Below are 19,240 nucleotides of genomic sequence, written 5' to 3'. Positions count from 1 at the left end.
TATTACCCGCTGATTTGGGTAATAGAAAACATAAATACAATCAGTGATTTTAACTGGTTGGATATAAAGGATAATTTATGAAAAGACCACTAATCGCTTTAACCGTTACGTTGATGCTAGCCGGTTGTTCCACCCTGAAAACCGATCAGGCTATTCCACTGCTGCAGGCGGAAACCGCTAAAATGCTGGGGCTGGGCTCGTCGGACGAAATAACGGTGACCAACGTGAATGGTGCCCAGCCGGATGCGTTGGGCGGCCAAAAACTTTCTTATCGCGCCACGACAGAAAAAGGGCGAATTTTCGATTGTTCATCAATGATGATGCCTGGAATTTTAGGATCTGCGCCGACGCTAAGCGCGCCGACCTGTACGCCGGTTGTCACGCATAAATAATTTCCTCAATACCAAAAGGCGTACAAATAATAACGCCTTTTAAATTTCCCGACACATTTGAGTTTCATATAAAAACGATTTTCCAGACATCATGCTAATGAGTACGGAGATAGCCCGTGAATAACTCTACATCGCATTCTTTAGCGGTTAAGACACCGCTTTCCAGACTTTACCTCGCTCTATTTTCCGCACCGCTGTTGATGCTCTCCCCTGCCGATTTCGCTCGCGCAGCGGATGCCATTTTTGACGGCGACGCGCGTGTTACCGAATCTTTAGGTTACACCGGCGATGTTTACGTCGGCCGTAACCAACGCGGAAACCTGCTGATCGATAATGGCAAAATCACTGCCTATAACATCAATATCGGTCGACTGTTCAACGGCCAAATTTATGAAAGCGTGGTCACGGTCCGCGGACCAAACGCTGAGCTGAACGCGGTTAACGATCAGTACATTCTGCGTGGTGGCCTGAATCTTGGCCTGGGCACCCTGCGAGTCGAAGACGGTGCGCTGGCCAGCGCGAAGGAGATCGTGGTCGGTACCACCCGTGGCTACGACAGCCACCTTATCGCTACGGGCGCCGGTTCACGCGTCGTCAGTAATTTTCTCAGCGTTGGCACTGACCTGGGAGCCCGCTCCACGCTGGCGATTGAAAACGGTGCGACGCTCAACACCACCTACGATGCCCGTATAGGCAATGGTTCCGGCCCAGATGAAACCGACAAGCTGAGCCCAAAAGCCACCGTCACGGGATCCGGTTCGCAATGGAATGTTGGCCGTACGCTCACGCTTTATGGCGATCTGGACGTGCTCAACGGCGGAGCGGTTAGCGTGGGCAACATTCAGGTGGCGGGCGTCTCTGGCGCACGTAAAACCGCCGAGCTGGTTATCGCGGGCGAGGGCTCGCGTTTTACCAGTGCCAGCAGCGTTAGCGTTGGCGATTACGGCAATGGCGTACTGTCGGTCATGGACGGCGGTGCATTTTCCGCAGGCAGTAATGAGCTGGTAGTGGGGATGACGGGTTCCGGCTCGAACCGGGGCGCGCTGATAATCGGCAGCCGCGGCAATATGGACTCCGGCACCGGTTTAACGGAGCCGACCCTCGGCGCGGCGGGCGGCGCGGGCACTCTTGATGCGAAGACGGCAATCAGCCTTCGGGGTGGGTTATTCGGCAGCTATGTCTACTTCAACCATACCGACGGAAATTACGTTTTCAGCAACAAGATGAGCGGCGAAGGTGAAGTGATCAATACCTCCGGCCAGACCACGCTGAACGGCGATCTTTCAGGGCTCAAGGCGAACGTGACCGCGCGCGGTGGAAAAGTCATTATTGCCAGCAATATCAACACCCAACCCGAAGACGATATTTTTGATGTGCAGACGCTTAGCGCCGAGAACGGCGGCACGCTCATCCTCAACGCGACGGCGGGATCGGAGGTCAGTAACGGACAAGGTTACAGCAGCGCCGCATCGATCAAAGCCGGCGGCACGCTGGGCGGTGACGGCACGCTGGGCCAGACAGAGATCCTCTCCGGCGGCCATATCTCGCCCGGTGATGGCACTATCGGCACGCTGACGCTGAAGCGCTACCTGAACTTTGTGGGTGAATCGTTCTATGACGTTGATATCGCCGGTGACGGCCGCAGCGATCAGTTACTGGTGTCTGGCAAAACGACCATCAGCGATCAGGCTAAAGTACAGGTTACCGCACTGGATCCGCAGACCAGCTACAAAACGGGCCAAAGCTATCGCATTCTAACCTCCGAGGGGGGAATTGACGGCCAGTTCGCCGGGGCCATCTCCAAATCCGCCTTCCTGGACGTGGCACTGAAACAGAGCACCGACGCTGTCGATCTCACCATCGCGCAGAAAGAGACCGGCGGAGAGAATCCTGGGGGTGAAAACCCGGGTGGTGAGAATCCGGGCGGTGAGAACCCAGGGGGTGAAAATCCGGGTGGTGAAAACCCTGGCGGCGAGAATCCAGGTGGAGAAAATCCAGGAAGCGGTAAACCGGGTATTTTCCAGACGGTAGCCAACACCAGCAACCAGTGGAATACCGCCGGCGCGCTTTCCACGCTGACACAAAACGGCCCTTCCCTGGCGCTGTATAACTCTCTGCTGGTACTCAGCGCACCGCAAGCGCGCGAGGCGTTCAACCAGCTGTCAGGTGAAGTTTACCCGTCGGTACAGTCTAACCTGATCGCCGGCAGCACTCAGCTGTTCAACGTACTGAACCAGCGCATGCAGCGCGCGTTCGATAATGACAGTCTGCCGATACCGCCGTTAGCGATGTCGCTGGTACAACAGCCGGAGCAACAAAATAACGGCGTATGGGGCCAGACCTTCAGTTCCTGGAGCAGAACGAGCGGCAACGGTAACGCAGGCAAGCTGGACGGCAACACCACCGGCTTCCTGCTGGGCGCGGATCGCACGTTGGCTGACCATAACGTACGTGTCGGGGGGTACTTCGGCTATAGCCGTGGTGATTACGACGTCGATAGCCGTCGTTCATCCACGGATACCGACAACTATCACCTTGGCCTGTATGCCGCAGCGCAACAGAATGCGTTCTCACTGCGCGGCGCGCTGGGTTACACCTGGCACAAGATTGAAGGCGAGCGCAACGTTGATTTCAGTGGTTTCTCGGACCGCCTGAAGTCAGATTACGACGCCAACTCGCTGCTGGCGTTTACCGAGGCGGGCTACCGTTTTGGCCAGCCGGCGATGAATGTTGAACCGTTTATCAACCTGTCCTGGATTCGACTGCATACCGACAGTTTCAGGGAAGATGGCGGTGCCGCCGCACTGAGCGTGCGTAATGAAACGATGAACACCTTCTACTCCACGCTCGGGATGCGCGGTGTCACCGAGCTGCCGAAAAACGTTAACCTGTATGGTTCGTTGGGCTGGCAGCACGCCTACGGGGATAAAAACACCTCATCGCGGATGTCATTTGCCGGCAGTGACGCGTTCATCACCCAGGGCCAGGCCGTTGATGAGGACGTGATGGTGGGCGATATCGGCGTCAGCGTACAGCTGTCGCGCGCTGCGACGCTGGATGTCGGTTATCAGGGGCAACTCGGTCAAGACACCCGCATCAATTCGGTCAACGCTAACCTGCGCTGGTCGTTCTGATTACCCTTTTCAGCATTTATACAGACCCGCGTACTGCGGGTCTTTTTTTGTCCGTTTTCTGTCCATCGCAAACTGATATCTGGTGAGGCTGACCTGTGCCCATTGGTTAACACACCAAGGTATTCGTCGTGTGCGTTTCGCCACGACAGCACACAATCGGATCTGTCGAATTACGTCAAAACACATATATGCTTAAATCAGAGAGCATCAATTAATGAAAGACATATTCCCGTCAACACATATCAGGAGGTCTGTTTGCGAATTGAAACAACTCGATTGTGCCTTCGCCCGGTAATGGCATCAGACGTAGCCGATCTTTTCAGAATTTATGGTGATCCGGCGACGAACACGTTTAACCCCGCAGGCCCCTACCCGGATATTGATCATGCAAAAACGGTTCTCAATCGCTGGCTCGCCCACTGGCAAACTCACAGCTTTGGTAGCTTCGCCATATCGCTTCTCGAATCCCCTGAAAAAATCATCGGATTTGGTGGTCTGAGCATCCGTAGCTATGGCGATTGTGTGATTAACAATCTTGGGTATCGATTATCGACAGATGCCTGGGGAAAAGGCCTGGCGACAGAATTTGCTACACGCGCGGTAAGGTATGGTTTTGATGATAGGAAACTCACCGAGATCTCAGCCGTTGTCAGAGCTAACCATCTGGCGTCACAGAACGTTCTTGAGAAAACGGGACTGAAATATGTCAGAGATATACATGATATTAAAGACGCACCGCCGAGCCTTTTGTATTCACTCACCTTAACGGAGTGGATGAACAAAATCAGGTAAACATCACCGTCCGTCGTTAAGGTGAAAAATACGCATACAGGTAAATGCCAGTGGGTTATGTTTTCACGTGAGCGTATATTAAAACGACAAACTCGTTGAGTATAAATTCATTTTAAGGCATGGAAGTTGAGGTCCTGGTGAGAAGACGTTATGTGATTGCAGATGTGTTTACTGATAAACCGTTTTGCGGTAACCCGGTAGCTGTCGTTCTGGATGCCGAGGGATTGACCACTGAGCAAATGCAGCTGCTCGCGTCAGAATTTGGCTACAGTGAAACGACGTTTGTTTTACCTCCTGAAGAACCATCACATACGGCTTGGGTACGGATTTTTACCCCAACGCGTGAAATCCCTTTCGCTGGTCATCCCAATATTGGGACTGCTTTTGTCCTGGCGTATCAGGCTGAACTGAATGGCGAATCGCTACCTGAAACGCTGATATTCGAAGAAGCCGCCGGGCGGGTACCTGTCAGGATTATCAGAGAAAATGCAAAGGTCACGGGTGCAGAGCTTCTTGTTCCGCAACCTTTATCCTGCCATTCAGAAGTCAGTCCGGAAAACGTGGCGGCCTGCCTCTCTCTTGAAGCCAGTGATATACGCACTGAAATGCATATGCCTGTCGTCGCCTCTGTTGGCCTGCCTTTTTTGATTGTCGAACTCGCGACCCGAAATGCGCTTCGCTGTTGCGTACCCAATTTGCAGGGTTTCCGGGCTATTTTGCCCCTCGACGGTGCGGTGTCCATTTACGCCTATACGCTGGAAACGGATCCTGAAGACCCGTGTGATTTACAGGCCCGGATGTTTACGCCACGCATGACCGAAGATCCGGCAACAGGCAGCGCGACTGGCGCAGTAACAGCCCTGCTGGCCCAGCTTCGCAATAAAAAAGAGCTCTCTCTTCGCGTAAGCCAGGGCGTTGATATGGGGCGCGCCAGCATATTATTTTCAGGTTATGACGGCACTGCAGAAAGCCCGTCAGTTCGGGTAGGAGGAAAAAGCGTTATTGTCATGGAAGGCTCATTTTCATTGCCCTGACGGCCGCGGTGAATGAGGTGCGGATGTCGCAATTTTTATCACACCCGATGAAGATTGACTCAGAGCATAGTGTATAAATCAATGGAGAGTTGGTCATGAATATTGAGAGTACGAGCCAGTACCTCTTCAGGTCTGGCTCCCATAGCCATGAATTTTCAGTCAATCGGCAGAATAATTTTTAACCAAGAATCATCGTTTCTACTACTTTATATCCGTCCAATTAAATTTCTTACCCGTTGTATCCTTAATTACAATCGGTTTTTGATAGTCCTGTAGCCACTTTTGCAAGCTAACGATATCATTTTCAACCCGATGTATTCCGAGCCATAATTCGGATAGGGTATTCGCATCATCGGTAGACCATGGTGTCTCGTAGTCTCCGATCAACTTATTCTTTCTTTCGACTTTAGGGCTATACCAAATGAAAGTTGGGACAGATAACGCTTCCCGGGGGGGATTAGCCCCTGCATGGTAATATACCACTGAACGTGAAGGATCGCGTATTAAGGCATGGTCAGAAAAGTAAAATACAGAAGAGCGTGTATTTGAAAGTTGGCTAAAAACTTTCCCCATAACATAATCCGTGAAGCGCACAGAGTTATCATAGCAATCATCATCTTTATTTCCATCTTTAAAGACGGAAGCATCTTTTGGGAAGCGCGCGCAGGCAGGTTCGTGGCTACCATATAGATGTAGCACAATTAATTTCTTACCAGATGTTTTCAGCGTTGATTCAAGTTCTGGGAGCAAAGAGTCATCGAACCCCTGATCAATCCACTGATGGTGTTTGGTTTTCATAGCGATACCTGTAATCACATTATTATATGCGCCCCCTTTTCCCTGGTGGCTATACCAGTACGTATCGTACCCGGCTTTGTTCGCTATACTAATAATATTGTCACTGTACTTAGCGGGATCTGCTTCCTGTACTGAATCAGCAGTGAGCGCAAGTGGCACAGCCATAATGGTCACTGGCGCGGGGCTAATGGCATGCTGGAACAACAGAAGATTTTTCCTTTCTGCTTCCAGTTCAGGAGTCGTGCTTCGCTCATATCCATATATGCTCATATTTGCACTGCGCTCAGACTCCCCAATAATAATTACATAATTATCAATTCCGGTATCTGATAGTGATACTGAATAGTCAGGTGTATTATTATTAATACTGGAGGCAATACTCATATCAGAGATGGCTTGCATAAAGACTGTAGCCGTGCTCAGCGGAGTTGAATTGACAACACGTTGAGCAAGGCTATCAACATTGCTTTTTCGTAATTGATGCAGTATACCCTGTACAGTATAGCCAGTTAGCAAAAGCACGAATAATATTGCAGGGTATCGCCTATACTTTAACGGCAGGGTACTTGTGCTACAGTTAATAGTTAAAATAAATAAACACAGCAACCCCATAAAAATTGCACAACTTCTCCAATAAACGCCTAACATTGAAAATGCTTCGCTACCTGTAGTATTTATTACACTTAATGCAAAACCATAGTCAAATTTAGCATTGAAGTGATTCCAGGCATACATCTGAAGAGATAAATCAGCAGCGATTAATGTTAAGGCTATAAAGCCAATAAAGTTTTTTAATACTTTGCTATTAATGCAAAGAAGTGTTAATAACAGAAAGGCAAAAACCAAGGTGCGATTAATGACCAAATTATAACGCGCACCAATAAAATTAACAATAACAACAATGGATACTGAAATTATAAAAAACGCCCCACTTAAAACAAATCTAAAATTATCATAACAAGTTTTTTTAAGAGTTAATAACATTTCATAGCACCTAAACTGGCTCGGTTTTTATCCGTTTTATTTAAATATAGAAAATAGTGTGGTTCTTGTTTATTATATAATCAGCTGAGCTTGATTAATTAATGCAAATATGCTCCATAAGCTCAAAGGGTTCACAGAATCAGGACGCCTTGTTTAGCTTTCTTGAGGACTTTTAGAATATGAAACGCTGCGGGTGCCAGAGTCTATAGTATGCCGGCAATCTTCGGTACTACGAGGATTAGTAGATTTCGATTTTCATACTTCGCTCTTTATCATGCTCCCTACTCCACTCAATGCGTTGTACCTCCGCATAACAGCCTATGGGCAGGGATGCGGCCATGAGGCCATATGCCAATATTCCTCCTTTTCATAATATTGCCCATTATGGGATTGGTTGTGTTCATAATTTAACCCAGACGATATATTCAATAATAGTACCTTGCATTGAATTTAGAATAAGTCGAGAAAAATAATGTCCACTCCCGGCACAAAGCGGACCGAAATAAGAGCCGCAAGGTCTGCTATCAGCAAGGAATGAACATCAACAATTTTCGACCATAAACAAAAATGTACCCGAGCCCCTAGACCTCGCGTTTTTCTGCCCATTTCAGCATCGCATCAAGAGCCGGACACAGCGCCTGCCCCCACTCAGTGAGCCGATATTCGACTTTCGGTGGAACCTGAGGATACACCCTACGTGACACAATGCCGTCGGCCTCCAGCTGCCGCAGCTGTTGTGCCAGCATCTTCTGCGAAATTTCGGGGATCAGTTTTTCAAAATCAGAATAGCGTTGCACCTTTCCGTCGAAAAGATGAAACAGAATAATGAGTTTCCAGCGACCTTCCAGCATTCGCAGAACTTGTTCCACGCCGCTTGCGGCAGATTCCGGGCTATATAACTTACTCATAATTCAGTTGCTCACTTTTTTGTGCGTACTTGTCAATTTTACAGTCTATGTTAAAAATTCCCGTACTGTAAATAACGGGAGTAAGGGCCATGTCATTATCTCTACCGCAAGCTATTTCAACCTATTTTGCGATCGGCAATGGTGCCGATATTGCCAGCGTTAAGCGCTGTTTTACCCTCAATGCCGTCGTGTTCGATGAAGGTAAAACCCATCGGGGGCACGCGGCAATCGAAGCGTGGCAACGCGCGGCGCAGGCTGCGTTCGACTATAGCGCTCATCCCATTGAAGTTCTCACGGAAGGCGATCGGGTAATAGTCACCTCGAACGTTGTCGGTAATTTTCCCGGTAGCCCCGTGATGCTTACACATACTTTCGGCCTCGCTGGCGACAAGATTGCGACTCTGGAGATAATCTGATGCTGATGGATCTTGATTTACAGGGCAGACGTGTTCTGGTTACCGCAGGGACCAAAGGGATCGGCAAAGCAGTTGTCCGCCTTTTAAAACAGCAAGGGGCAACGGTGCTAACCACCGCGCGTCACGAGCCCGCAGAATCTACCGCAGACGCTTTCGTGGCGGCGGATCTGACCACCATCCAGGGATGTAATTTAGTCGTGGACGCCGTTCAGAAATACCTGGGCGGCGTCGATATCATTATCCACGTAGCAGGCGGTTCTACCGCTCCCGGCGGTGGGTTTGCAGCCCTTGGGGAAGAGGAATGGCAACAGGAGCTCAATCTTAATCTGTTGCCTGCGGTACGCTTAGATCGCGCGTTGTTGCCAGGGATGCTGGCGCAACAGGATGGGGTGATCATCCACGTCACCTCTATTCAGCGTGAACTGCCGTTACCGGAATCGACCACCGGATATGCGGCGGCCAAAGCGGCACTGTCGGCGTACAGCAAAAGCCTGTCGAAAGAAGTGTCCCCTAAGGGGATTCGGGTGGTGCGTGTGGCGCCTGGCTGGGTAGAAACCGAAGCATCGGTCGCGATGGCGGAACGACTTGCTCAGCAGGCAGGAACGGACTACGAGGGCGGTAAGCAGATCATCATGAATGCACTCGGCGGAATTCCGCTGGGCCGTCCCTCAAAGCCCATCGAAGTGGCGAACCTCATCGTCTTCCTCGCGTCATCCTGTGCTGCCACTATTACCGGTACGGAATATGTGATCGATGGCGGTACTGTCCCGACGGTATAATTTTATATCTGAAACAGTGCATTATTTTGAGCCTTAACGTTTCCTCACGACAAACGAGTGGCCAGGCGTAACGGCCGCTTAGGGCATAAAGCGGCCTGATATAAGAGCCGCAAGGTCTGACTTGAGGCATAGATGAAGGCAAAAAGTCGCGTGGCGTTGAGTCCATAATGAAACGAAAGCAGCAGTGAATGCCGCCGGGAATGGGTTTCAGCGTCAGCTCATGCTACGGAGCAGAACGCTACGCGCAACTTCAGGCCCGCGTAGAACAAAGGGCAGACGACCTCTTTGCAGACACTCAACATGTTGTGTCCAGCAGTAAGCGATTACCTACCCTACTGAGACGCTTCAGCCAGTAATGCAGCCTGTACAGCAGGTCGGGCATTTATTTTTTCCATGTACGCCGGTAGCGCTGGCCAGCGTTCCAGTTGGATTGAGAAGAATTTACACCAACCCAGCACCGTAAAAAGGTAGGCATCCGCTACGCTGAAGGATGAGCCAGTCAGATAGGTGTTTTCGTCGAGCCTCGCCTGGAGTAAATCGAACTTTCGGAAGAGCTTATCCTGAAAAATCGCTTTGATGTCCTCGGGCAGTGCGGGGTTGAACAGCGGTGCCGAGCCAGCGTGTATTTCACTAGTGATAAAGTTAAGCCATTCCTGCAGACGCACCCGAGCCCAACTGTCTGCGCGCGGTGCCAGGCCATATTCTGGTTTAAGATCGGCGAGGTACTGCACAATGGCTGGCCCCTCAGTGAGTATCTGCCCATTATCCAATTCAAGTGCAGCGACATAACCTTTAGGGTTAATGGTGCGGAAGTCGCGACCATCAGCAGTGAGCTTGCTTTTGTTGTTAACCTTCACCAGTTCAAATTCAATTTCCAGTTCGCGCAGCACAATGTGCGGTGATAACGAACAGGTATCCGGGGCGTAATAGAGTTTCATGTTGTCTCCGTTAAATGTGTAAAGCCATCGAGAAATTCGAAGCAATTCTGAACTCACTGTATTTGACGCGTATTTCGCTGTAAAATTAATGATATAGAATCTAACTATTAGCTGAGCTACTGATAATCATGATGAATCTTTTACACTGGCGCCTGCTGGTGGCCGTCGCCGATGCCGGCAACATCTCGCGCGCCGCAGAAGAGATAGGAATGACTCAGTCAGGTGCCAGCCAGGCCATCGCCCAGTTAGAAGCTTCGCTTGGATTCCCGGTATTTACGCGTGAGCGACGGTATATCGGTATTACCGCGCTGGGTGAGCAGGTTATTGAAAATGCCCGAAACATGCTTTCGCAGCTGAATGCCATCCGCATACTGGCTGATAAAAGCCGAGACTTACACCGGGGGCGCATTCGCCTGGCCAGTTTCCCCTCAGTGACGTCCACATTGTTGCCAGGGCTTCTTCGCGACGTTAAGCGCCTGCATCCGGGTATTGAAATCGTTGTCCTGGAAGGCTCGGACGAGGAAGTCGAGGAGTGGCTTGCCGCCGATACCGTAGAACTTGGGGTGGTCATGAATCCCGGCCCCGGGCGTGCACAGGTTATATTAGGACAGGATGCATGGGTCGCGGTAATACCAGCTAAACATCAGCTGGCACATCATGCCAGGGCTTATGGCATAACGCTAAAGGCGCTGGCAGACCAGCCCTTTATTCTGGCGACAGGCGGATGTGTCGTTAATGGAAAAAGCCTGATGGAAATGGCTGGTTTGCAACTTTCCGATATACGCGTGACAGTACGCGACTGGATTAGCGCCTGTAAGCTGGTCGGGGAAGAGATGGGCGTCGCCCTTGTACCCGAATCAGCCCTGCCGGAGACGCTGCGCAACCTGTGCGTAGCGCCTTTGACGCCTGCTATACACCGGGAATTTGGGCTGGTTTGTTCGTCATCTGGAGCGTCTTCCGATGCAACGCAGACGCTACTTAATGCGCTACATAAGCGAAGATGAGCCAGCTGGTGTTATTCAATTCAGCGCCTTGTTAGATGTCCGCTTCTGGCACGAAGCGGACGAACTGACTGAGCAAAAGGTCCGCTATGAGCAATCAGCAGACGTTCATAATTAAGTCGCCATGGAACTTGCTCACAATGTCGTGTATCAATCAACTGGGAACAGGTCAAACTATATCAAAACTGTTAGTGACACAGTGGTATGCGAATATTTCAGAGACTAATCAGTATGAAGATTGTTTTTATCCCTGCGTTGATCATAGTCCTGATTGATAAAGAACAGGGCATGGGACGTGAATTGACCCGCGATGAGGTTGAGTCCATCCGCGATGACGCTACAGCCATCCGCCTGCCGGCCGAAGCAGCCGAGGAAATAATCAGAGAGCGTGGCTACCGCGATATTGATCCAGAGAATGTCTGGCGCGAGTGGCAGGCGTATAAAGCTGACAGAATGTCGATGGGAACACGCTGCTTTAGTGACACATGAAAATTGTGCACTTACACGGATGCGTTTACTCCGCGCCTGACGTGGAGCTGAGAAGCAACTTTGAGCGAACAGTGGAAGTTCGGCATGCATATTGACATCGAGAGTCTTGAGCAATGGGGAGTAAGTCAAAGGTTCGAAAGATAGCCACCTGGAAATGCTCTCCTTCGTACGTCATTGAGCAAGATCGGTCAGGCAAACTGAATCGCCTTCGAGCATATTAAGCAGCACGGAGGAAGTCATGTGTGATAATAAAACTGATAGTTACGCCAGACGCTTTAAACAGGTCTTTGATTATATTGACCACCATCTCGATGACGCTTTATTACTGGAAAAACTGAGTGAAGTGGCTCACTTCTCGCCATTTCATTTCCATCGTCAGTTTTGTAGTTATTGTGGGATGCCACCTGGCCGTTACATCCAGATGATGCGCTTAAAACGCGCATCTTATCGACTGGCTTTTAATCCGTTAGAGAAAATCACTGATATCGCGTACGACGCCGGTTTCCAGCATTCTGAATCATTTAGCCGTGCTTTCAGACAAATGTTCGGTCTATCACCGACGCAATTCCGCCAGCAGCCCCCCTGGGTGGATTGGCATAAGCGCATATCCGAACCTTACAAAGCCAGGAGACAAACCATGCAAAGCCAGGTCAGGATCATTACTTTCCCCGCGACGTCAGTCGCAATGCTGACGCATTATGGACAACCGGAGCGAATAAACGAAACGGCGGCTCGCTTTATTGAATGGCGAAAAACCACGGGTTTTTCACCGGTTGCCAGTAGCCAGACATACGGTATTGCACCACACGATCCAACCTTAACGCCGCCGGATGAATTTGAGTTCCATATTTGCGGAACCGTCACGTCACCCATTATTGAAGACAATCGCTTCGGGGTGATAAATAGTGACATTCCGGCTGGTCGCTGTGCGGTGTTACGTCATCAGGGATCGCATGATGCGTTAACCGAGTTGGCTAAGTCTCTGTATCGTGACTGGTTGCCAGAGAGCGGAGAGGAACTTCGCGACTTCCCGCTTTTCTTTCATTACCACAACTTTGTGCATGAGGTAGCAGAACATGAATTACTCACGGATATCTTTTTGCCGTTAAAATGAGCTGATTCAGGGTTATTGTTTATCGTTGACCTGCTCCCCATCGATTAAAACCGTGATATTTGCAACGTCCGCTTCTGGCACAAAGCGACCAAACTAATTGATCAGAAGGTCCACTACGAGCGAGGAGCGGACCTTAGTGCTGTCCGCCGATTGGTCATGTTTCGGCGAGCCGAGTGGTAATTCAGCTGGCTGCATAGTCATGCATCCGGATATATTTTACCGGGCGCGTTTCCAGTCGTTTTCCGGGTCAATACATAGCAGTTTTATCTTTTCTCATCGTAAGCGTCGCCAGTAACTCAAAGGCGCTACCGGTAACGACGTTAGGGTAAATCTCCTGCTTTTAACAAGCCGATTGCATGGTCAAGTTGCTTATAGAGTTTGTGTCTCAAATCATCTAACTCGTCATTTTCTCGAATTAGAGGTATTCCATTTTTATGGAGAACAATATCGTTAAATGACCCCATCCCGCCGTAGAGTTTTTTCAATGAGTAAATGGATGACTCACAATCAACATCGAGTTCGATGGCCAGTTTTTCAAATGTTTTTGCCCATGAACCCTCCTCATTTGAGGATAGTATTTTAATGATGTCAGTTACTGTTTTCTTTATTTCATTTTTCATTTCAAACCACTACTTCCAAGTATCTTAACGTCAGGTATTTTCCACGGTGCAGGTACTACAACTTGCTCAGAGCCACCGGAAAAAAGGTCTGTTTGATAGTGTAGTGGCTCATTAAATTTTGTCCTTCGAACAGAGGAGACCGCGTCCGCTCCTGGCACAAAGCGGCCAAACTAACGGAGCAGAAGGTCCGCTGTGAGCGATGAGAGGACGTTGAGTTTCTAGTAAAACTGACATGAAAACGTCCAAAGTCCCTCTGGGGATTTTTGAAAGTAGCCGATACCATTGTCCGCCCACATCCAGTTTACTTTTTCTTCTGACCCCACTTGAAAGACAAAATCTTGAATCCCCACACCATGTTGTATCTCCATTGGATATCCTCCAACCTTGGTTCCCCTGTACCGGTTAAAACCATCATAGAATCTATCACTTGCATCCTCATCATCGTTTACGTCAGACAAGTCAATAATATCCCAAGCATCCTCCCATCCTGGAGCATCATCATTGACACTCACCCACCGAACCGGAAATGCGCGATATGGAGTGTTAATTGCAGGCAATAACTCAAGCCCATCAAGGGTGGCGTATTCTCGTATTAGCCACCCCTCGCCATGAGGTTTATCAAATGGATGGCTTTCCATATTATGATAAAGCACTAAGAGCGCGATCCCCTTCAGTTGTTCAGGAATCACGGGAAGCTCATCTACGCGAATCTGGAGAAGCGGAAACATCGGCTGCCCCTTCCAAACTGGCAACCCTTCACCTGGAAGAGCGACTCCTTTTAAAAACCAGGATGTAATTGGGTCTGCTGTAGGGCGGAAACCACCGACTTGTGCCACAGATGCAGTACGTAATTTGGATCTGAGTTCTTCTAAAACTAACGCACTCTTGGATTTCATAATTGCATCCTTGCGTATGCCCATACTCTTGGATTCTGAAATAGAGAAGTTTTTATTATATATCGTAATTATTACCCAACAGACCTAAATATTTCTGTGCTTCCTCTTCAGAATAGTAACGGAGGTCCGCTTCTTGCACAAAGCGGACCGACATAAGAGCCGTACGATCAGCTACGAGCAAAAAACGGAAGTGACCTAAATTTATCATGGTCATGAGATTCAGTCTGAAGCAAGGTGAAGAATGTCCGATAAATCGATGTGTGAGATAACGCTCTTCGTTAATCACACCATGAGGTGCTTTCTGATGATATGGTTATACCCTCACCATCCTTAAAGAGAGAACACTAATGATTGTAAGGACCTGGCATGGATGTGTTCCGCTTGAACATGCGGAAGGTTTTGCAAAACACCTTGAAAAAACAGGGGTAGAGCATTCCAGGAGCATATCGGGGAACAAAGGCGCGTTCGTTCGCAGAGAAACGCAGGGAAGTTGGGAGCATTTCTTTCTGGCAACTTACTGGCAGGATCTGCAGTCAGTGAAGGCATTTGCTGGAGAAAACTATCATGTGGCGGTCACTTACCCGGATGATGAAGAATTTAAGCTACTTTCTGACCCTTACGTTTTCCAGCATGTTGTTGAGGCAATTTCACCGCTTTAATGTCATCTTCCGGGTATCCTGTCGGTATCCCTGAATTGTCATAATCCCTGATTTGCCATAACCCCCATATTGACTCAACGCATCCACTTAAGGCACAGAGCAGCCTGTTTCATCTGGTATCAACATGCTGCTCTGTGCGTAGACTGTTTTGTTTAACATCACCCGATTTAGACCCTATCACTCAGGTCTTCGCGGGTTGGACCTTGAATGTAGAGGCTACTTATATGGCAACTACGCGGTTGAACCAACACAAAACGAATCGCTTCCCAGACCGATCGCCCGTTCAAGAGCCGCTCTCCCATTCTGCATTGACTATCGACACTCGAATCTAACCCTGTAAGTTCGAAATCAGGAGGGTACAGTCCGGTAACCCGTATATTTTCTTTGGACAATTGCTGTGCGAGTTTTGTTGTAAATCCGCTGAGCCCATGTTTGCTGGCGAAAAAAGCGGGGTGCGCAATTGAATCCGTGAAGTTCGGGATCCCGCAGTAAGAGATAATTGAGACGATATCAGCACTGTCTGAACGTCTTAACCCAGGCAACAGAGCCTGCGTCAGAAGAATCGACGCTGTCAGGCCGGAACTGACGGTATTAATAATGTCGGTATCAGGCTGGTCGTCTAACGTTCCTGACAACCATTGGCCAGCATTGAGAATTAAAATATCTATGGGCTTGTCTGAAGTTAATAGCTGTGAAGAAAATGCAGAAACGGATTCAGGCCGGGTTAAATCACAGATATACCCTTTTGCCATACCGCCTTCAGCAGTGATAAGACTGCAGGTTTGTTGAATATCATCAGCCCGCCGCGCGCAAAATTCTACCTCAACGCCTTCCCGCGCCAGCCATACGCACAGCGCCTGACCAAATCCCCTGCCCCCACCCGTAATAACCGCTCTTTTGCCTCTCAGCATCTCCATACGTCCTTTCATTAATGGGTATGTTTACGGAGATATAGCATGAGGAGAGGGAGTGACATCTTTCCGTGAGTGCTATTTTAGATGCGGACATGGCGTCTGCGATGCGCGATAAACGCCCCTGCAATGAATACCTCCTGAGTTCAGGCCATCATGACCACAATACTTAGCGTTCAAGCGCAGTAAGGATTGCGGCTTCCATTTTCTCGGGGGTGGTGATCGGCGCAAAACGCTTGAGCGGTTTACCGTCGCGTCCGATCAGGAACTTGGTGAAGTTCCACTTGATTCGTCCCCCCAGCACGCCGGGCAATTCGTTTTTCAGATAGCGAAACACCGGATGCGCTGCGGCTCCGTTGACCTCGATCTTCTCGAATATCGGGAAGCTCACACCGTAATGAATGTGACAGGTCCTGTCGATGTCGTCGGCATCGCCGGGCTCCTGTTTACCGAACTGGTTGCAGGGGAACCCAAGCACCACCAGCCCCTGGGCGGCGTATTTCTTATAAAGCGCCTCAAGGCCGCCGTATTGTGGCGTGAAGCCACATTGGCTGGCGGTATTCACGACCAACACCACCTTGCCAGCGAAGTCGAGCATAGCGACAGGCTGTCCATCCAGACGGGTGGCTGTCAGTTGATAAAACGTGGTCATAGCGGGATCCTCAACGCAGAACCTGTTCGACGCCAACATTACCACTTCGCGCACAGCGGCGGGGAAAGGGACGTAAGAAGTCGGTTCTGTTTCTGGTTGCGCGGCAGGTCTGGAAACTTACCCTAAATAATAGCGAAGTATAAAGGCAAACATCACGCCGGAGATCACCGTCACCGGCATTGAAAAGCGCATTGCAACAACCAACGTTAACCCTAACGCGATCAGATCTGCGGGATTTCCGGAGGCAAAAAAAGGCGCAATGAAAGCCAGCATGACACAACCGGGAGAGGATTTAAGTACCGTCATCGCCCTGGGCGTAAGCACCCGGTTTCGTAATATAAGATAAGCGGTCACACGCGTTGCATACGTGGTGAGTGCCATTAATACGATGGCGATGAAGGTCTGATAATCAGGCATCCTCTCCCCCTAAAAATGCGGCAACGGCTAATCCTGCTAAAGGGCCAGCAATGACGTACCACAGGCCGGCAATAAAATGACATACCGCCACGGAGACAACCAGACTGATTATCCAGGGCACGGCTTTACGAATGCCATTCCACATGCCCCTGACCAGCACAAGAAAGACCGCCGGAAAGGCCATATCAAAACCATACTGGTGAACATCGCCCAGCACTGGGCCAATTAACGCGCCGAGTGCGGTACAGAAAACCCACATCGTATAGAAAGATAAAGAGACCGCCATATAATACGGCATGCTGAACAGCGGCGCCGTTTTGTTATTTCTGGAATGCGCGTCATTATAACTGAGTGCCCAACTCTCATCCGTCATAAAAAAAAGCGCAGGTAAGACCTTTCGTTTTGGAAAACGAGAAAGTAAGGGAACCAGCGTCGCCCCCATTAAAATATGACGACTGTTTACCAGTAATGTTACGGCCATAATAAGTAAAAAAGGTGGCGGCGACGTCCAGATTTGTATGGCGGCAAATTCAGACCCGCCGGCAAAATTTAATCCTGTCATCAAGGGAACGTCGAGAGGCGTGAGCCCCTTATGGCTTGCCTGCGCACCCAACACCAGCGCAAACGGGATCACGCCCAGTAATACGGGTAACCCATCTTTCAGGCCACGAAGGATTTCTTTTTTCTTCGTTTCACTCTTATCCAGTAATGGTCTGGCAGAACTGACATCCACACGTTGTTCACTCATGCGTTTCGCTCATTTCGTCTATTTCAAATACTGGCGCCAGAATAAAAGATGTGACACTATCAGTAAATATAAATAGTGTCACATTACACTTATGGTAATCTCATGCGCGAACGTTCTCCGTGGCAACCCCATCTTGCAGAAGGCAATTCATCCCCTACCGATCGGCTGGTCCAGGCGTTGTCAGACGATATTCTTTCAGGCCTGCTGAGGCTCGGCGCGCGCCTTCCGGCACATCGTGAACTGGCAGATACGCTCGGTATCGCGGTGGGTACTGTAACGAAAGCCTATGGGATCCTGGAGAGACGGGGTCTGGTGCGAAGCGTTAAGGGCAGCGGAATGTTTGTCGCGCTGGCCAATTCCAGAAGCCGAACCTTCATCGACCTGTCGCAAAACACCCCGCCGGCAGCACTGACCTCCCGGTCACTGAGTAAGACACTCACCACCCTCGCCCGGCGTCCTGACATGGATATGTTTAACACTTACGCCCCGGCAACGGGCCATGATGAACACCGGCGGCTTCTTGCGCAGTGGTTCAGTCGTCTGGGTGTCCCGGCAGATTACCAGCGTCTCATCTTAACGAACGGTGCTCAGCATGCGCTCTCTGTAGCGTTGTCTACGGTCTGTGAACCTTTTGGCCGACTGTACGTTGAGGCTCAAACCTATTCAGGGCTGATTCAGCTGTCGCATTTACTGAAGCTCACATTAGTGGGGATCCCGATGGATGACGAAGGCATGGATGTCTCTGTTCTGGAAAAGATCCTCGATGAAAATGCGGAAAAAGGCGGTGCTGTCTATGTCACGCCGCTCTTACAAAGTCCGTCCACACGCATTATGAGCCTGGCCCGCCGTCAGGAACTGGTTCGGGTTTGTCGGGAAAGGGGCATAAAGATTATTGAGGATGATGTTTATCGGCTGATGAGCACGACAGAATTGCCACAGATTGCCAAAATAGCCCCCGATATCACCTTATATGTGAATAGCTTATCTAAGATCCTTAATCCAGCATTGCGAATTGGCGGGCTGCTGGTACCGGAGGCGCTGTATTCACGAGCAGAATCCATGCTAAGGGCAACGGCGATGATGGTCTCTCCGCTAAGCAGCTCCATCATGGAGCAATGGCTGATTGATGGCACAGCAGAAACCGTCACCCTCGCAATTGAATACGAAACCCGGCGTCGTTACCAACTCGCTATCGACATTTTAGGGGAGCACGTTTATCGCTCGGGGCTGCCCAGCTTTCATCTCTGGTTACCGTTTTCACGCGATGACGCGCACTCGTTCTACAATGCAGCGCTGGCGACAGGCATCAAAGTGACAGCACCGGCCTCAACTGAAGTGGGTCAACAGTCGGATCAGTACGGCGTCAGGTTGTGTATTGGCGGAACGGAGTTCAGCCAGTTAAAGCAAGCACTCTTGAAACTCAACGAGATTGCCGGGCAACTCAAACAGAAACCAGACCCGTTCCCGCTTTTTAATGTATGAATGACAGGATAGGTATGACTCCTTTTCTTCTGACGAGGGTAATGTCATTCCCTTTATGTGCTCAAAAAATCAGCGG

The 19,240-nt window shown here is 49.8% G+C and carries 20 protein-coding genes; 11 read left to right on the top strand and 9 right to left on the bottom strand.

All coding sequences use genetic code 11. The annotated features are described in order from the left end of the window. The first annotated feature begins 77 nt into the window (after nucleotides 1–77). From ACN9MQ_RS05510 to ACN9MQ_RS05495, 4 genes are all read left to right on the top strand, one after another. Nucleotides 78–392: a lipoprotein gene (locus ACN9MQ_RS05510; RefSeq protein WP_014169014.1), complete on the top strand. Its 315-nt coding sequence runs from the start codon at nucleotides 78–80 to the stop codon at nucleotides 390–392. Between the two features lie 116 nt (nucleotides 393–508). After that, nucleotides 509–3,526: an autotransporter outer membrane beta-barrel domain-containing protein gene (locus ACN9MQ_RS05505; RefSeq protein WP_426021337.1), complete on the top strand. Its 3,018-nt coding sequence runs from the start codon at nucleotides 509–511 to the stop codon at nucleotides 3,524–3,526. A gap of 255 nt (nucleotides 3,527–3,781) precedes the next feature. Then, nucleotides 3,782–4,318, top strand: a complete 537-nt coding sequence (locus ACN9MQ_RS05500; protein ID WP_426021338.1) for a GNAT family N-acetyltransferase — start codon at nucleotides 3,782–3,784, stop codon at nucleotides 4,316–4,318. Between the two features lie 137 nt (nucleotides 4,319–4,455). Next, nucleotides 4,456–5,352: a PhzF family phenazine biosynthesis protein gene (locus ACN9MQ_RS05495; RefSeq protein ID WP_328704298.1), complete on the top strand. Its 897-nt coding sequence runs from the start codon at nucleotides 4,456–4,458 to the stop codon at nucleotides 5,350–5,352. Nucleotides 5,353–5,553: 201 nt separating this feature from the next. Here the strand turns inward: ACN9MQ_RS05495 and ACN9MQ_RS05490 are convergent, their stop codons facing one another. Both ACN9MQ_RS05490 and ACN9MQ_RS05485 read right to left on the bottom strand, forming a co-directional pair. Beyond that, a complete protein-coding gene (locus tag ACN9MQ_RS05490) occupies nucleotides 5,554–7,134 on the bottom strand; it encodes a phosphoethanolamine transferase (RefSeq protein WP_426262682.1) in 1,581 nt (526 codons plus the stop codon). A 581-nt stretch (nucleotides 7,135–7,715) separates the two neighbouring features. After that, complete coding sequence (locus tag ACN9MQ_RS05485) at nucleotides 7,716–8,042, bottom strand: winged helix-turn-helix transcriptional regulator (RefSeq protein ID WP_032681484.1); 327 nt, start codon at nucleotides 8,040–8,042, stop codon at nucleotides 7,716–7,718. Nucleotides 8,043–8,131: 89 nt separating this feature from the next. On the opposite strand from ACN9MQ_RS05485, the gene ACN9MQ_RS05480 reads away from it, so the two are divergent. Further along, entirely contained in the window at nucleotides 8,132–8,458 is a 327-nt protein-coding gene (locus ACN9MQ_RS05480; protein WP_244047742.1) for a nuclear transport factor 2 family protein, read from the top strand. Further along, nucleotides 8,458–9,237 carry an SDR family oxidoreductase gene (locus ACN9MQ_RS05475; RefSeq protein ID WP_149376900.1) on the top strand — a complete coding sequence of 260 codons (780 nt, stop codon included), beginning with the start codon at nucleotides 8,458–8,460 and terminating at the stop codon, nucleotides 9,235–9,237. Before ACN9MQ_RS05480 ends, ACN9MQ_RS05475 begins: the two co-directional genes overlap by 1 nt. A 332-nt stretch (nucleotides 9,238–9,569) precedes the next feature. On the opposite strand, the gene gstA is transcribed toward ACN9MQ_RS05475, so the two are convergent. After that, nucleotides 9,570–10,175, bottom strand: a complete 606-nt coding sequence (gene gstA / locus ACN9MQ_RS05470; protein WP_426021339.1) for a glutathione transferase GstA — start codon at nucleotides 10,173–10,175, stop codon at nucleotides 9,570–9,572. Between the two features lie 128 nt (nucleotides 10,176–10,303). On the opposite strand from gstA, the gene ACN9MQ_RS05465 reads away from it, so the two are divergent. The 3 genes from ACN9MQ_RS05465 (at nucleotide 10,304) to ACN9MQ_RS05455 (ending at nucleotide 12,779) form a co-directional block, all read left to right on the top strand. Beyond that, nucleotides 10,304–11,179 carry a LysR family transcriptional regulator gene (locus ACN9MQ_RS05465; RefSeq protein ID WP_426021340.1) on the top strand — a complete coding sequence of 292 codons (876 nt, stop codon included), beginning with the start codon at nucleotides 10,304–10,306 and terminating at the stop codon, nucleotides 11,177–11,179. A 228-nt stretch (nucleotides 11,180–11,407) separates the two neighbouring features. After that, nucleotides 11,408–11,665, top strand: coding sequence for a hypothetical protein (locus tag ACN9MQ_RS05460; protein WP_426021341.1), 258 nt, complete (start codon nucleotides 11,408–11,410; stop codon nucleotides 11,663–11,665). A gap of 238 nt (nucleotides 11,666–11,903) precedes the next feature. Next, entirely contained in the window at nucleotides 11,904–12,779 is an 876-nt protein-coding gene (locus ACN9MQ_RS05455) for an AraC family transcriptional regulator (RefSeq protein WP_044867642.1), read from the top strand. Between the two features lie 320 nt (nucleotides 12,780–13,099). On the opposite strand, the gene ACN9MQ_RS05450 is transcribed toward ACN9MQ_RS05455, so the two are convergent. Both ACN9MQ_RS05450 and ACN9MQ_RS05445 read right to left on the bottom strand, forming a co-directional pair. After that, entirely contained in the window at nucleotides 13,100–13,399 is a 300-nt protein-coding gene (locus ACN9MQ_RS05450; protein ID WP_044867644.1) for a DUF6966 domain-containing protein, read from the bottom strand. A 218-nt stretch (nucleotides 13,400–13,617) separates the two neighbouring features. Further along, nucleotides 13,618–14,295 carry a DUF1963 domain-containing protein gene (locus ACN9MQ_RS05445; protein ID WP_426262681.1) on the bottom strand — a complete coding sequence of 226 codons (678 nt, stop codon included), beginning with the start codon at nucleotides 14,293–14,295 and terminating at the stop codon, nucleotides 13,618–13,620. Between the two features lie 347 nt (nucleotides 14,296–14,642). On the opposite strand from ACN9MQ_RS05445, the gene ACN9MQ_RS05440 reads away from it, so the two are divergent. Next, nucleotides 14,643–14,954 (top strand): hypothetical protein, encoded by a 312-nt coding sequence (locus ACN9MQ_RS05440; RefSeq protein ID WP_025204747.1) that lies wholly within the window; start codon nucleotides 14,643–14,645, stop codon nucleotides 14,952–14,954. A gap of 167 nt (nucleotides 14,955–15,121) precedes the next feature. Here the strand turns inward: ACN9MQ_RS05440 and ACN9MQ_RS05435 are convergent, their stop codons facing one another. The 4 genes from ACN9MQ_RS05435 to ACN9MQ_RS05420 all read right to left on the bottom strand — a co-directional run bounded on the left by ACN9MQ_RS05435 (nucleotide 15,122) and on the right by ACN9MQ_RS05420 (nucleotide 17,682). Continuing rightward, complete coding sequence (locus tag ACN9MQ_RS05435; protein ID WP_244047736.1) at nucleotides 15,122–15,865, bottom strand: SDR family oxidoreductase; 744 nt, start codon at nucleotides 15,863–15,865, stop codon at nucleotides 15,122–15,124. 169 nt (nucleotides 15,866–16,034) lie between these two features. After that, nucleotides 16,035–16,517 (bottom strand): glutathione peroxidase, encoded by a 483-nt coding sequence (locus ACN9MQ_RS05430; protein ID WP_244047735.1) that lies wholly within the window; start codon nucleotides 16,515–16,517, stop codon nucleotides 16,035–16,037. A 117-nt stretch (nucleotides 16,518–16,634) separates the two neighbouring features. Continuing rightward, a complete protein-coding gene (locus tag ACN9MQ_RS05425) occupies nucleotides 16,635–16,934 on the bottom strand; it encodes an AzlD family protein (protein WP_014168994.1) in 300 nt (99 codons plus the stop codon). Next, nucleotides 16,927–17,682, bottom strand: coding sequence for an AzlC family ABC transporter permease (locus ACN9MQ_RS05420; protein ID WP_032677597.1), 756 nt, complete (start codon nucleotides 17,680–17,682; stop codon nucleotides 16,927–16,929). Before ACN9MQ_RS05420 ends, ACN9MQ_RS05425 begins: the two co-directional genes overlap by 8 nt. Nucleotides 17,683–17,784: 102 nt before the next feature. Between ACN9MQ_RS05420 and ACN9MQ_RS05415 the strand changes: the two genes are divergently transcribed. After that, nucleotides 17,785–19,164 carry a PLP-dependent aminotransferase family protein gene (locus tag ACN9MQ_RS05415; protein ID WP_244047734.1) on the top strand — a complete coding sequence of 460 codons (1,380 nt, stop codon included), beginning with the start codon at nucleotides 17,785–17,787 and terminating at the stop codon, nucleotides 19,162–19,164. Nucleotides 19,165–19,240 lie beyond the last annotated feature (76 nt).

Source organism: Enterobacter sp. R-25 (assembly GCF_049913205.1).
Lineage (GTDB): Bacteria > Pseudomonadota > Gammaproteobacteria > Enterobacterales > Enterobacteriaceae > Enterobacter > Enterobacter ludwigii.
The sequence above is the reverse complement of the archived record's forward strand: the minus strand, read 5'-3'. Positions and strand labels throughout refer to the sequence as shown.

Coding starts and splice junctions, on each gene's coding strand:
- ACN9MQ_RS05485 (WP_032681484.1), bottom strand. CDS start 8,042: ATGAGTAAGTTATATAGCCCGGAATCTGCCGCAAGCGGCGTGGAACAA.
- ACN9MQ_RS05490 (WP_426262682.1), bottom strand. CDS start 7,134: ATGTTATTAACTCTTAAAAAAACTTGTTATGATAATTTTAGATTTGTT.
- ACN9MQ_RS05450 (WP_044867644.1), bottom strand. CDS start 13,399: ATGAAAAATGAAATAAAGAAAACAGTAACTGACATCATTAAAATACTA.
- ACN9MQ_RS05510 (WP_014169014.1), top strand. CDS start 78: ATGAAAAGACCACTAATCGCTTTAACCGTTACGTTGATGCTAGCCGGT.
- ACN9MQ_RS05415 (WP_244047734.1), top strand. CDS start 17,785: ATGCGCGAACGTTCTCCGTGGCAACCCCATCTTGCAGAAGGCAATTCA.
- ACN9MQ_RS05435 (WP_244047736.1), bottom strand. CDS start 15,865: ATGCTGAGAGGCAAAAGAGCGGTTATTACGGGTGGGGGCAGGGGATTT.
- ACN9MQ_RS05465 (WP_426021340.1), top strand. CDS start 10,304: ATGATGAATCTTTTACACTGGCGCCTGCTGGTGGCCGTCGCCGATGCC.
- ACN9MQ_RS05460 (WP_426021341.1), top strand. CDS start 11,408: ATGAAGATTGTTTTTATCCCTGCGTTGATCATAGTCCTGATTGATAAA.
- ACN9MQ_RS05455 (WP_044867642.1), top strand. CDS start 11,904: ATGTGTGATAATAAAACTGATAGTTACGCCAGACGCTTTAAACAGGTC.
- ACN9MQ_RS05475 (WP_149376900.1), top strand. CDS start 8,458: ATGCTGATGGATCTTGATTTACAGGGCAGACGTGTTCTGGTTACCGCA.
- ACN9MQ_RS05440 (WP_025204747.1), top strand. CDS start 14,643: ATGATTGTAAGGACCTGGCATGGATGTGTTCCGCTTGAACATGCGGAA.
- ACN9MQ_RS05480 (WP_244047742.1), top strand. CDS start 8,132: ATGTCATTATCTCTACCGCAAGCTATTTCAACCTATTTTGCGATCGGC.
- ACN9MQ_RS05425 (WP_014168994.1), bottom strand. CDS start 16,934: ATGCCTGATTATCAGACCTTCATCGCCATCGTATTAATGGCACTCACC.
- ACN9MQ_RS05445 (WP_426262681.1), bottom strand. CDS start 14,295: ATGAAATCCAAGAGTGCGTTAGTTTTAGAAGAACTCAGATCCAAATTA.
- gstA (WP_426021339.1), bottom strand. CDS start 10,175: ATGAAACTCTATTACGCCCCGGATACCTGTTCGTTATCACCGCACATT.
- ACN9MQ_RS05420 (WP_032677597.1), bottom strand. CDS start 17,682: ATGAGTGAACAACGTGTGGATGTCAGTTCTGCCAGACCATTACTGGAT.
- ACN9MQ_RS05430 (WP_244047735.1), bottom strand. CDS start 16,517: ATGACCACGTTTTATCAACTGACAGCCACCCGTCTGGATGGACAGCCT.